10 protein-coding genes are annotated in these 12,134 nt (G+C 70.9%); 2 read left to right on the top strand and 8 right to left on the bottom strand.

What is annotated here, in order from left to right; genetic code table 11:
- Positions 1-3: 3 nt before the first annotated feature.
- From ACFSDF_RS02705 to ACFSDF_RS02685, 5 genes are all read right to left on the bottom strand, one after another.
- Entirely contained in the window at positions 4-681 is a 678-nt protein-coding gene (locus tag ACFSDF_RS02705) for a hypothetical protein (RefSeq protein ID WP_167001273.1), read from the bottom strand.
- A 1-nt stretch (position 682) separates the two neighbouring features.
- On the bottom strand, positions 683-3,379 hold the full coding sequence (gene topA / locus ACFSDF_RS02700; RefSeq protein ID WP_377156032.1) for a type I DNA topoisomerase: 2,697 nt from the start codon (positions 3,377-3,379) through the stop codon (positions 683-685).
- A 160-nt stretch (positions 3,380-3,539) separates the two neighbouring features.
- On the bottom strand, positions 3,540-5,024 hold the full coding sequence (locus ACFSDF_RS02695) for a DUF7059 domain-containing protein (RefSeq protein ID WP_377156030.1): 1,485 nt from the start codon (positions 5,022-5,024) through the stop codon (positions 3,540-3,542).
- A 62-nt stretch (positions 5,025-5,086) separates the two neighbouring features.
- A complete protein-coding gene (locus tag ACFSDF_RS02690) occupies positions 5,087-7,597 on the bottom strand; it encodes a sodium-translocating pyrophosphatase (RefSeq protein WP_167001267.1) in 2,511 nt (836 codons plus the stop codon).
- 190 nt (positions 7,598-7,787) lie between these two features.
- Positions 7,788-8,168, bottom strand: a complete 381-nt coding sequence (locus tag ACFSDF_RS02685; RefSeq protein WP_465264188.1) for an STAS domain-containing protein — start codon at positions 8,166-8,168, stop codon at positions 7,788-7,790.
- Between the two features lie 85 nt (positions 8,169-8,253).
- On the opposite strand from ACFSDF_RS02685, the gene ACFSDF_RS02680 reads away from it, so the two are divergent.
- Together ACFSDF_RS02680 and ACFSDF_RS02675 are read left to right on the top strand one after the other, a co-directional pair.
- A complete protein-coding gene (locus ACFSDF_RS02680) occupies positions 8,254-10,623 on the top strand; it encodes a DEAD/DEAH box helicase (protein ID WP_377156028.1) in 2,370 nt (789 codons plus the stop codon).
- 30 nt (positions 10,624-10,653) lie between these two features.
- The gene (locus tag ACFSDF_RS02675) at positions 10,654-11,073 is read left to right on the top strand and encodes a LapA family protein (protein ID WP_167001262.1); all 420 of its coding nucleotides are present in this window, start codon (positions 10,654-10,656) and stop codon (positions 11,071-11,073) included.
- On the opposite strand, the gene ACFSDF_RS02670 is transcribed toward ACFSDF_RS02675, so the two are convergent.
- The 3 genes from ACFSDF_RS02670 to ACFSDF_RS02660 form a co-directional block, all read right to left on the bottom strand.
- Positions 11,043-11,429 carry an Rv3654c family TadE-like protein gene (locus ACFSDF_RS02670; RefSeq protein WP_377156026.1) on the bottom strand — a complete coding sequence of 129 codons (387 nt, stop codon included), beginning with the start codon at positions 11,427-11,429 and terminating at the stop codon, positions 11,043-11,045. The genes ACFSDF_RS02675 and ACFSDF_RS02670 overlap by 31 nt on opposite strands.
- Positions 11,426-11,767 carry a TadE family type IV pilus minor pilin gene (locus tag ACFSDF_RS02665; RefSeq protein WP_377156024.1) on the bottom strand — a complete coding sequence of 114 codons (342 nt, stop codon included), beginning with the start codon at positions 11,765-11,767 and terminating at the stop codon, positions 11,426-11,428. The genes ACFSDF_RS02670 and ACFSDF_RS02665 overlap by 4 nt, the downstream gene beginning before the upstream one ends.
- 106 nt (positions 11,768-11,873) lie before the next feature.
- A complete protein-coding gene (locus tag ACFSDF_RS02660) occupies positions 11,874-12,062 on the bottom strand; it encodes a DUF4244 domain-containing protein (RefSeq protein ID WP_167001256.1) in 189 nt (62 codons plus the stop codon).
- Positions 12,063-12,134: the final 72 nt, after the last annotated feature.

Raw genomic sequence — 12,134 nt, 5'->3', positions numbered from 1 at the left:
GGCTCACCCGCGCGCCAGCGCCATCAGCCGCTGCGCCACCATCCCGAACTGTTCCTCGGCAGGAAGGCTCGCGACGTCGTCCCACACGGCGTCGCGTACGGACGGCTCGGCGTGGACGAGCGCACCCGTCTCCGTCTCCAGCACGACGCCCTGCGGACTCGCCCACAGCAACGTCTCGCCGGCCGGGACACCGGCGTCAGCGTCGGAGACCTCGTACGAGTCTGCGTCGAACATCGCGAGCCCGGTGTCCGCACCGCCGACGAACGCGACGTTCGCCCCGACCGGTGCCAGCGCGCGCAGCGCAGCGACCTCGTCGGCGACCGGGACGTAGATCCGATCCCCGGCGGCGAGTCCTCCCTCGTCCTTCACGATGTGGTCCACATCGACGACGAGGACGGAGTAGCCGAGCCGCTCGGGCTCTCCGCCGGAGGATCCGTCGAGCGCGACCTGCGGTCCCTTCTCCCACGCGGCCACGGCACCGATCAAGGCGACCGGCGACTCGGCGACGACCGCCTCGGGCGACTCGTAGCCCGCCGGGTCGATCTGGCCACCGACCGGCGTGGGTGCGGACGCGGACGTGGGAGCCGCCTGAGCAGACTCCCCGTCCGAGGATCCGTCGGTCGCGCCGCAGCCGACGACCAGGACCCCGAGCGCGACGAGGACCGCAGCCGTCCCGCGCACCTCAGGCCTTCTTCGTGGTCGACTTCTTGGCGGCTGCCTTCGCCGCGGTCTTCTTGGCCGGCGCCTTCTTGGCAGCCGTCTTCTTGGCCGCGGTCTTCTTGGCCGGCGCCTTGCGGGCTGTCTTCTTCGCAGGCCCCTTGGCGCGTTTCTCGGCGAGCAGCTCGGCCGCACGCGCCAGCGTGATCGTGTCGACCTCGTCGCCCTTGCGCAGCGTCGCGTTGACCTCGCCGTCGGTGACGTACGGACCGAAGCGCCCGTCCTTCACCACCACGGGCTTCTTGGACTCCGGGTCGTCGCCGAGCTCCTTGAGCGGGGCAGCCGCCGCACGACGTCCGCGCTGCTTGGGCTGGGCATAGATCGCCAACGCCTCCGGCAGCGTGATCGAGAAGATCTGGTCCTCGGTCTCCAGCGAACGCGAGTCGGTGCCCTTCTTGAGGTACGGCCCGTAGCGACCGTTCTGCGCCGTGATCTCGTCGCCGCTCTCGGGGTCGGTGCCGACCACGCGCGGCAGCGACAGCAGCTTGACCGCGTCGTCGATCGTCACGGTGTCGAGGTCCATCGACTTGAACAGCGACCCCGTACGAGGCTTTTCCTTCTTGGGCGCATCCTCGGGCAGCACCTCGGTGACGTACGGGCCGAAGCGTCCGTTCCTGGCGACCACGGTGAGGCCCGTCTCCGGGTCGGTGCCGAGCTCGCGGTCCTGGCCGGCCGGGTTGGCGAGAAGCTCCTTGGCCTTGTCGAGCGTCAGCTCGTCGGGCGGCAGGTCGTCGGGGACGTTGGCCCGCTGGAGCACGCCGTCGGCGTCCGGCCCCTCGAGGTACGGCCCGTAGCGGCCGACACGCAGCGCGATGCCGTCACCGATCTCGAACGTCGACAGCTCGCGCGCGTCGATGTCGCCGAGGTCGTCGACGAGGCGCTTGAGGCCGGTGTCGCCCGCGTTGTCGCCGTAGTAGAAGCCGTGCAGCACCGCGGGGCGCTCCTCACGGCCGGCGGCGACCTCGTCGAGGACATCCTCCATCGTCGCCGTGAACGCGTAGTCCACGAGCCGCCCGAAGTGCCGCTCCATCAGCCGGACGGTCGAGAACGCCACCCACGACGGGACGAGGGCGTTGCCCTTCTTGTAGACGTAGCCGCGGTTGAGGATCGTCTGGATGATCGACGCGTACGTCGACGGGCGGCCGATCTCACGCTTCTCCAGCTCGCCGATCAGGGTCTGCTCGGTGTAGCGGGCCGGCGGCTTCGTGGTGTGGCCGGCTGCCTCGAGCGAGTCGACGGTGACCGTGTCGCCCTGCGCGACGTCGGGCAGGCGCGTCTGCTTGTCGTCGGAGTCCGCCTCGGGGTCGTCCGCACCCTCGACGTACGCCTTGAGGAACCCGTAGAACGTGATCGTGCGGCCGGACGACGTGAACACGCACTCTTCGCCACTCGTCGAGGTCGCACCGATCCGTACGGTCGCGGTGTTGCCCTTGGCGTCCTTCATCTGCGAAGCCATCGTGCGCATCCAGATCAGCTCGTACAGGCGGAACTCGTCGCCCGACAGGCCCGTCTCTGCTGGCGTACGGAACGTCTCGCCGGCCGGACGGATCGCCTCGTGCGCCTCCTGGGCGTTCTTGACCTTGGAGGCGTACGTGCGCGGCGCGTCCGGCAGGTAGTCCGGGCCGTACAGCTCGCGGACCTGCGCCCGCGCGGCGTTCAGCGCGGTCTGCGAGAGCGTCGTGGAGTCGGTACGCATGTAGGTGATGTGGCCGCCCTCGTACAGGCGCTGCGCCACCTGCATCGCCCGCTGCGCGCCCCAGCCGAGCTTGCGGCCGGCCTCCTGCTGCAGCGTGACGGTGCGGAACGGGGCGTACGGGCGGCGCGTGTACGGCTTGGACTCGACCGACAGGACCGTGAAGGTCTGCTCGCGCAGGCCGTCGGCCAGCGCGCCAGCGCGGGCCTCGTCGAGGTGGACGACCTCGGAGCTGGTGAGCTGCCCCTCGGAGTCGAAGTCACGGCCCTGCGCCACCCGGGCGCCTCCGACCGAGAGCAGCCGCGCCGGGAACGCGCGCGGATCCTTGCCCTCGCCGGCATCGAGGCGGGCGTCGAGGTCCCAGTACGAGGCGGAGCGGAACGCACGGCGCTCCCGCTCGCGCTCGACGACCATCCGCGTCGCGACCGACTGCACGCGGCCCGCGGACAGGCCGGACATGACCTTCTTCCAGAGGACCGGGCTGACCTCGTAGCCGTACAGACGGTCGAGGATGCGGCGGGTCTCCTGCGCGTCGACGAGGTCCTCGTTGATGTCGCGGGTGTTGGCGATGGCCGCCTGGATGGCCTGCGGGGTGATCTCGTTGAAGGTCATCCGCTTGACCGGGACCTTCGGCTTCAGCTCCTCCACCAGGTGCCATGCGATCGCCTCGCCTTCGCGGTCCTCATCGGTCGCGAGGATGAGCTCGTCCGACTCCTTGAGGAGCTTCTTGAGCTTGGCGATCTGCGCCTTCTTGTCCGCCGGCACCACGTAGACGGGGTCGAAGTCGCCGTCGACGTCGACTCCGAGCCGCGCCCAGGGCTGTCCCTTGTACTTCGCAGGCACCTCGGCAGCGCCGTTGGGCAGGTCGCGGACGTGGCCGAACGAGGCCTCGACGACGTAGCCCTTGCCGAGGTAGCCCGCGATCTGGGCAATCTTCTTCGGCGACTCGACGATGACGAGAGAGGTCACTGGTGGGGTGCTCCTGGTCGTGTGCAGTCCCTGCGTCACCCGCCACGCGGGGATCGCAGTGCGTCGCAAAGGCGCGACGCGGCCAAGGTAGCGCGTGATCACAAGAGTTCGTGTACGGGTGTCGCTTCGTCGTGTCGCGGGTCACTCCGCAAGCCGCTGGTCAGCGCAGGTAGCCGTCGGCCACCAGCGTGCGTACCGACGGGAGCGTGGCGGCCCGCAGCTCGGTGGCGTCATGCCCGAGGATCTGGGCGAGCGCGTCGATGATCTGCCCCACCGAGAGATCGCCGTCACAGGCGCCGACGAGCCCCGCCTCGACCGTGTCGAGCTGTTTGGCCCGGCGGACACCGCGCTGGAGGCGGACCATGATGACCTCCGGGTCCGACGCACCGGCCGGGCCGACGGTCTCCTGGACCAGCCCGTCGGCCTGAACGAGGTGTGCGGCGAGGAGCTCGTCGTCGGTGGCGTGGGCGTACGCGTCCGTGCGGGCGCCCCATGCCGCGATGTGCGGGCTGATGGGCTGCTCGATCTCGTACGGCCACTCCTCCAGCCGCAGCACGGGCGCGTCACGGCCGGCGTTGCGCAGGCTCAGCCACCCGAACCCGATCGCCTCGATGCCCTGGGACTCGAACCACGCCAGCCACGTGTCGTACCGCTGGACGTAGTCGGGCGCGCCCTGCAGGCCCGCGTCGGCGAGCCACATCTCGACGTACGTCGGCAGGTCGGCGACCTCACGCTGCAGCACCCACGCGTCGCAGCCGGTGCCGGACAGCCACTCGGTGAGGCGCTCGGTCCAGGGCTGGCCCTCGGCGTGGACCCAGTTGGCGAGGATCTGGCACCAGCCGCCGGGGTTGAGGTGGGCAGGAGCCTCCGTGACGATCCGTCGCACCACCTCGTCGCCCGGCAGGCCCGAGTCGCGGTAGACGAGCCGCTCCCCGGTGGCCGGGGAGACGACGAACGGCGGGTTCGTCGCGATCAGGTCGTACGTCTCGCCGCGCACGGGCGCGAGCAGGCTGCCGTCGCGGACCTCGAACAATGGCACAGACGGGTCATCGGCGTTGAGCGACGCCGTCAGGCGCGCCATCGCGAGCGCCCGCGGGTTCACATCCGTCCCGACGACACGGTCGGCGTGGGTCGCCAGGTGGAGGGACTGGACGCCGCACCCCGTGCCGAGGTCGAGCGCACTGCCGACAGGCTCGCGGACGGTGAGCTGGGCCAGCGACGACGAGGCCTCGCTGATGCCGAGCACGTGTTCGGGGCCGACCGTACGGGGCGAGCCGTCGAGACCAGGGGTGAGGTCGCAGACGACCCACCAGTCGCGCCAGTCGTCGCCGTACGCCCGCAGGTCGACGCGCGCGGCGACCTCGGACACGGAGCGCTCGAGGATCCCGGCGACCGACAGCGCGTCGACGAGGCCGGGAAGCGCACGCTCGGCCTGCTCGACCGCCACCGGCACCTGGAGCGCAAACAGTCGCGTCAGCGTCGACAGCGGGGATCCGTCGGTGGTCGCGCGCCTCCCGGGCGTGGTCTCGTTGCGCATGAGCGCCCGGTGGGCGTCGGCGCCGAGGAGGTCCGTGACCGCCCCGACCGTGTAGTCCGCGGTACGGAGGGCGTCACGTAGGGCGGCGGCGTCGGAGTCCCGGAGCATGGGGTCCAGCGTAGGCGGCGGTGCCGCCCACGCTGGACCTCGGATCATCCCTCGCCTCAGGGTCAGATCGGACGGGGGTCCTGCCAACCGGACTCGTCGTACTCCGGGGCACCCGGCACCGGGCCTCGGCGAGGCTCGCGGTCCTCGTCGCTGGTCGGCTCGTAGTCGACCCCGGGCTCCTGCAGCGCGTCCGGATCGGTGCCGTGGCCGCCGCCGTCGCCGCCGTCGGCGCTCCCCGGATCGTCGGTGATCGCCGACCGGCGCATCTTGGAGACGACGACCGCGGCGACGATGATCGCGACCGAGACGCCGGCGATGAGATAGCGCAGCACGTCGTTGGAGTCAGCCCCGTACGAGAGCGTCACCACGGCCGGTGCGATGAGGAGCGCGACGAGGTTCATCACCTTGAGGAGCGGGTTGAGCGACGGGCCCGCAGTGTCCTTGAACGGGTCGCCGACCGTGTCGCCGATGATGGTCGCCTCGTGGGCGTCGGAGCCCTTGCCGCCGTAGTGGCCGTCCTCGACGAGCTTCTTGGCGTTGTCCCACGAGCCGCCGGAGTTGGCGAGCATGACCGCCATCAGAGCGCCCGCACCGATCGCGCCGGCGAGGTACGAGCCGAGTGCGCTGACCCCGAGCCCGAAGCCGACGGCGATCGGCGCGAAGATCGCGAGCACTCCCGGCGTCGCCAGCTCGCGCAGTGAGTCACGGGTGCAGATGTCGACCACACGACCGTACTCAGGACGACCGGTGCCCTCCATGATCCCGGGGATCTCGCGGAACTGGCGACGAACCTCGTACACGACGGCGCCGGCGGCGCGCCCGACGGCGGCGATCGCCAGGCCCGAGAAGAGGAACACCACCGAGGCGCCGATGATCAGACCGACGAGGTTGTTGGGCTCGGCGATGTTGAGCACGCCCAGCAGGCCGAGCAGGTCGCCGACCGCGATCCCGCTCGCGTCGGTGATGCTCGCCGCCTCCCGGGTGATCGTGTCGGTGAACGCTCCGAACAGCGCGGTCGCCGCGAGCACGGCCGTCGCGATCGCGATGCCCTTGGTGATCGCCTTGGTGGTGTTGCCGACCGCATCGAGCTCGGTGAGGATCTGGGCGCCGTTCTCGTCGACGTCGCCCGACATCTCGGCGATCCCCTGCGCGTTGTCGCTCACGGGACCGAACGTGTCCATCGCGACGATCACGCCGACGGTGGTGAGCAGGCCGCAGCCCGCCAACGCCACCGCGAACAGCGAGACCAGGAGCGCACCACCGCCGAGGAGGAACGCCCCGTACACCGCTGCGCCGATCACCAGGGCCGTGTAGACCGCCGACTCGAGGCCGAGCGAGAACCCGGAGAGGATGACGGTGGCCGGACCGGTGAGCGCAGTCTTGGCGACGTCCTTGACCGGAGAGTGCTCAGTGCCGGTGAAGTAGCCGGTCAGCGCGAGGATCACGGACGCCAGGACGATGCCGATGAGCACGGCGACGATGGCGACGACCTGCGGGTTGAACTCGCCTGCCTGCGAACCGAGGCCGAGCTGCCCGAACAAGCCTTCGATCGCGGTGACGCCACCGGCGTCAACGAGGTCCTCCGAGCTGGAGGGCAGATAGATGAACGCGGCGATCGTGCATCCCACCGCTGAGACGATCGCGGAGAGGTAGAACGCGCGGTTGATCGTGGTGAGGCCGCCTTCGCCCGCCCGTGGGCGTGTCAGGAAGACGCCGAGGATCGCGGTGAGCGCGCCGATCGCCGGGACGATCAGCGGGAAGACGAGACCGTGCTCGCCGAAGGTCACCGAGCCGAGGATGAGTGCGGCCACGAGCGTGACCGCGTACGACTCGAAGAGGTCGGCGGCCATGCCGGCGCAGTCGCCGACGTTGTCGCCCACGTTGTCGGCGATCGTGGCGGCGTTGCGCGGGTCGTCCTCGGGGATGCCCTGCTCCACCTTGCCGACGAGGTCGGCGCCCACGTCTGCGGCCTTGGTGAAGATGCCTCCGCCGACTCGCATGAACATCGCGAGCAGCGCGGCGCCGAAGCCGAAGCCCTCGAGCACCGACGGCGCCTCACCCTTGTAGATGAGGACGACGACCGCGGCACCGAGAAGCCCGAGGCCGACGGTCGACATGCCGACGACGCCTCCGGTCCGGAAGGCGATCCGCATCGCCGGGTCACGCCCCTCGTTCTGCGCGGCGGCGGCGACCCGCACGTTGGCGCGCACGGCGAGCCACATGCCGAGATAGCCGATCGTCGCGGAGAACAACGCGCCGACGAGGAAGAAGATCGAGCGTCCGACGCGGATGTTCGCATCGCCAGGAAGGATGAACAGGAGCAGGAAGGCCAGCACGACGAAGACGCCGAGCGTCTTGAACTGCCGTGTCAGGTAGGCCGAGGCGCCCTCCTGGACCGCCCGACCGATCTCCTGCATCCGCTCGGTGCCTTCGGCGGCCTCGAGGACTTGCTTGCGGAACACCGCGGCCATCACCAATGAGATGACGCCGATGACGGCGACTCCGACGACCAACCCCAGGTTCGTACCCGTGAGGGACAGGTCTTCGGATGCTGCCAGGGGAACGTAGGACATGCGGATCCTTCCTCGGCATCGCGCGGTGAAGCGCTGACTCAGGCGTGCCCGAACAGACAATCAGCAACGTGACGTACGACACAACCGTTTCGGCGACAGACACGCGGATTTGTGTCAGGGACGTGACGTCAGCCCGCCCTGGGGCGGCTGTACGGCCCTGGGACGGTGTGAGCGGCGCGGTGAACGGCGTTCAGGCGGCGTGCGCGGCGACGGCGTCGTCGACCGTGCCGAAGATGCCGAACACCTTAGTGAGCCCGGTGATCTCGAAGATCTTGAGGAGACGCGCACGGGTGCAGACGACGTCAAGGCTGCCGTCGTAGGCACGGACGCGCTTCAGACCGCCGACGAGGACCCCGAGTCCGGTGGAGTCCAGGAAGTCGACCTTCTCCACGTCGACGATGACGTGGTGGTGGCCGCTCTCGATGAGATCGGCGAGCGCCTCCCGCAGGCGCGGCGCCGTGTAGACGTCGATCTCGCCCGCAACCTCGACGATGCGGAAGCCGTCGAGCGCTCGGGTCTCGAGTGACAGGTCCACCGCGGGCTCCTGCTCGTACGACAGCGGGACAGGCACAATTCAACCACGCGGACGCTGCTCCCCGTGGGGTTCCTGCCTGGCTGCTCGTGGGCTCGTTTGCCGGTCTTGGGAGACTCGTAGGGTGGCCGATCCGATCGAGACCTTGCTGCGGCTGCCCGGGGCCTCCGACGGCCGGCTCGTCCACCTCGCACGCGAGGAGGCCCGCACCGCCGTTCATGCGCAGTGGCCCAGTTGGGTCGACGACGCGCTGCGGACTCGACTGCGCTCTGTCGGCATCGACACCCTGTGGGCCCACCAGGTCGAGGCGGCAGACCTCGCGCACTCCGGACGACACGTCGTCGTGGCCACCGGGACGGCCTCCGGCAAGTCGGCGGCGTACCAGCTGCCGGCTCTCACTGCGCTCGGCGCGGGCAGAGCAGCCGACGAGCGGCGCGGCCGCGGCCCGACCGTCCTCTATCTCGCACCGACGAAGGCGCTCGCCCACGACCAGCTGCAAGGGCTCGACGTCCTCACGGCCGGCTGGGAGGCGGTGCGCGCGGCAGCGGTCGACGGCGACAACACGCGCGAGGAACGCCAGTGGGCCCGCGACCACGCCAACTACATCGTGACCAACCCCGATCTCCTGCACCGCACCGTGCTGCCCTCGCACAGCCGATGGGCGCGATTCTTGTCGGGACTGCGCTATGTCGTCGTCGACGAGTGCCACCACTATCGCGGGGTGTTCGGCTCGCACGTCTCCCACGTCCTGCGCCGGCTCCGTCGGATCGCTGCCCACTACGGCGCAGACCCGACGTTCGTGCTCGCTTCGGCGACGGTCGCCGACCCCGGTGTCTCCGCCTCGCGGCTCACCGGGCTCGACGTGCACGCGGTCACCGACGACGCCGCGCCGAAGGGGGAGGTCGCGCTCGCGCTCTGGGAGCCGCCGCTCGTCGACGCCGGGGCGGGCGAGAACGGCGCCCCCGTACGACGGCCGGCATCGGTCGAGGCCGCCGGGCTGCTCACCGACCTGGTCGCGTCCGGCGTGCGCACCCTCGCCTTCGTCCGGTCTCGCCGCGGCGCGGAGTCCGTCGCGATGTCGGCGCGGCGGATGCTCGCCGAGGTCGACGCGTCGCTGCCCGAGCGCGTGACGACCTATCGCGGCGGCTACCTCCCGGAGGAGCGTCGCGCCATCGAACGCGACCTGAGGAGCGGGTCCCTGCTCGGCCTGGCGAGCACCAACGCGCTCGAGCTGGGCATCGACGTGGCCGGTCTCGACGCTGTCGTCACCACGGGCTTCCCTGGCACCCGTGCGGCGCTCCGGCAGCAGTTCGGGCGGGCGGGGCGCGACGGGTCCCGCGCCGTCGGGATCTTCGTCGCCCGCGACGACCCGCTCGACACCTATCTGGTGCATCACCCGGAGGCCCTCCTCGGTGCTCCCGTGGAAGGCACGGTGTTCGACCCGTCCAACCCGCACGTGATCGGCCCGCACCTCGCCGCGGCCGCACAGGAGCTCCCGCTGACCGACGGCGACCTCGGCCTGTTCGGGGAGGGCGCCGCCGAGGGGGTGGCTGCCCTCACCGCCGCGGGATGGCTGCGACGGCGTCCCCAGGGGTGGTTCTGGACGAAGCGTGAGCGCGCGGCCGACCTCGTCGACATCCGCTCGGTGGGAGGGCCCGCGGTGCAGATCGTGGACGACGACACGGGCCGCCTCCTCGGCACCGTCGACGGTGGACGCGCCGACGCGACCGTGCACGAGGGTGCTGTCTACGTGCATCGCGGCGAGACCTACGTGGTCGAGCAGTACGACCCCGATGACGGCGTCGCCCTCGTACGGCCCGACCGTCCGGACTACACGACCACCGCCCGGTCGGTGACCGACATCGCGATCGTCGACCAGCGCGACGCCGTGCCGTGGGGCCGGGCGACTGTCGCCTTCGGAGACGTCGACGTGACCAGCCGCGTCGTGTCGTACGTGAAGCGGCGCTCGGGCAGCGCGCAGGTCCTCGGAGAGATGCCGCTCGACCTGCCCGAGCACACGCTGCGGACCACTGCGGTGTGGTGGACGCTGCCCGGTCGGGTCGTCGAGTCGCTCGCGCTCGACCCGGCCGAGGTGCCGGGAGCCGCCCATGCGGCCGAGCACGCGTCGATCGGCCTTCTCCCGCTGCTCGCCACCTGCGACCGCTGGGACATCGGCGGGGTCTCGACCGCCCTCCACCCCGACACGGGGATGCTCACCGTCTTCGTGCACGACGGCCTCCCTGGTGGTGCGGGCTTCGCCCGGCGGGGGTACGACGTCGCGCACCGCTGGCTGTCGATGACGCGCGACGCGATCGCCTCGTGCGGGTGCGACGTCGGCTGCCCCTCCTGCGTGCAGTCGCCGAAGTGCGGCAACGGCAACAACCCGCTGTCGAAGCGCGGTGCCGTCGTCCTGCTCGACGCGCTGCTCGCGGACGCGCCCGACGCTCCGGGTGCCGCGGCCACGTCCCCGGTGGGAGACGCCGAATCTCGTTAGGGTGGCTCCACCATCGCGAGGGGGATGTCGATGATCGCTCTGGGTGTCCTGCTGCTGGCGCTGGCCGTTCTCGTGGGTGTCGTCGTCTCCGTGGAAGCCACCGAGGCAGTCTCGGTGGAGTTCCTCGGGTGGGACGTCACGACCGACGGCGTCGGCGCCTTCTGGATCGGCGCGGGCAGCATGCTCGTCGCCGTCGTCGGCCTGGGACTGATCACGCGCGGGCTGCGCCGCTCGTACCAGGTGCGCAAGGAGAACCGTCAGCTTCGCAAGGAGCACCGCCGGCTGGAGCAGCAGCGCGCGCAGGAGTCGCGTCCCGCGGAGCCCTCCGCACTGTCGGAACCGACATCGAAGACCCCTCGCGAGGAGCCGCCGTACGAGCCGGACGACTTCGCCGGCGAGGGCGGAGCGGACGAGGGCCCTCATCGCCCACCTCCGGCCGCGGGGACGTAGTCGCGCGGCGCCGCCCTCGCCGTGCGCTTCAGGGTGAGGGTCACGCCCCACGTCCGCGCGCTGCGCTCGACGACGACGGTGGCGACCGCGGCGTCGAGCGCGCACGAGCGAAGCCGGACCTCGTTGGCCGCGGCGATGCGCTCCGCCTGGGCGCACCCGTCGCCACCGCCGTCAGCCGACCCGCTGGCGGCGAGCGCCGTCAGGTCTGCGGCAGCGGTGACCTGGTGCTGGAGCCGCGCGAGCGCCGCGACCTGCACAGCGATCGCGAACGCGGTCGCAAGAACCGTCACCACCACGAGACCGTAGACCGCGCCCGCTCCCCCCTCGGTCCGCAGCGCTGACAGACGGCCGATCACGGTCGGCTCGCGGACTCGTCGGCGCTCACCGCGGACGCGTCGAGGTCGACCGCGAGCTGCCGGACGACGGGCAGCTCGACGCGGGACCTCAGGCGCACGATCACCCGGGTCGTCGCCTCGTCCTCCCCGTCGACGACCTCCACCGTGGCCCCCTCGGGAGCCATCTGCTCCACGGCATCGACGACATCCTCCCTGTCGTCGCCGCGAGCGGCCATGCGCGCTCCCTCTCGCGCCGCATCGACCAGCCGCACATGGGTGACCCCGAGGCTCACCACCCACACGAGCGCGAACGCCAGGGCGACCAGGAACGGCAGGACCATCGCCGTCTCTGCCGTCACCATCCCTCGCTCACGTCCTCCACCTGCCGCCACCGCTTCTCCTCTCACCGTGGACCGGGTCCAGCGGTCGGGTGCGACCGCCGGACCCGCCGAGCCTCGGGCGTGCTCACATGAACGGGAGCAGCTCGATCCCCTTCTCGAAAACGCCCTTGACGAAGTCGTTGAACCAGTCCGACGTCGCGATGGTGTAGATGGCGCCGCCGACGGTGCAGGCACCCACGGTGCCGACGGCGTACTCGGAGGTGGTCATCCCCTGCTCGTTGGCACGTGCCCGCAGCTGCTTCAGGTATCGCATGTCGCTCTCCTCGATCGGTGTCGTGACGCCCGCCGCTCGGGCGCACCTACAAGGTGGGTCCGTCTTCTCCCT

The sequence above is a fragment of the Mumia zhuanghuii genome, from assembly GCF_042681565.1.
Taxonomy (GTDB): Bacteria; Actinomycetota; Actinomycetes; order Propionibacteriales; family Nocardioidaceae; genus Mumia.
This window is presented reverse-complemented; position numbering and strand designations above follow the sequence as displayed.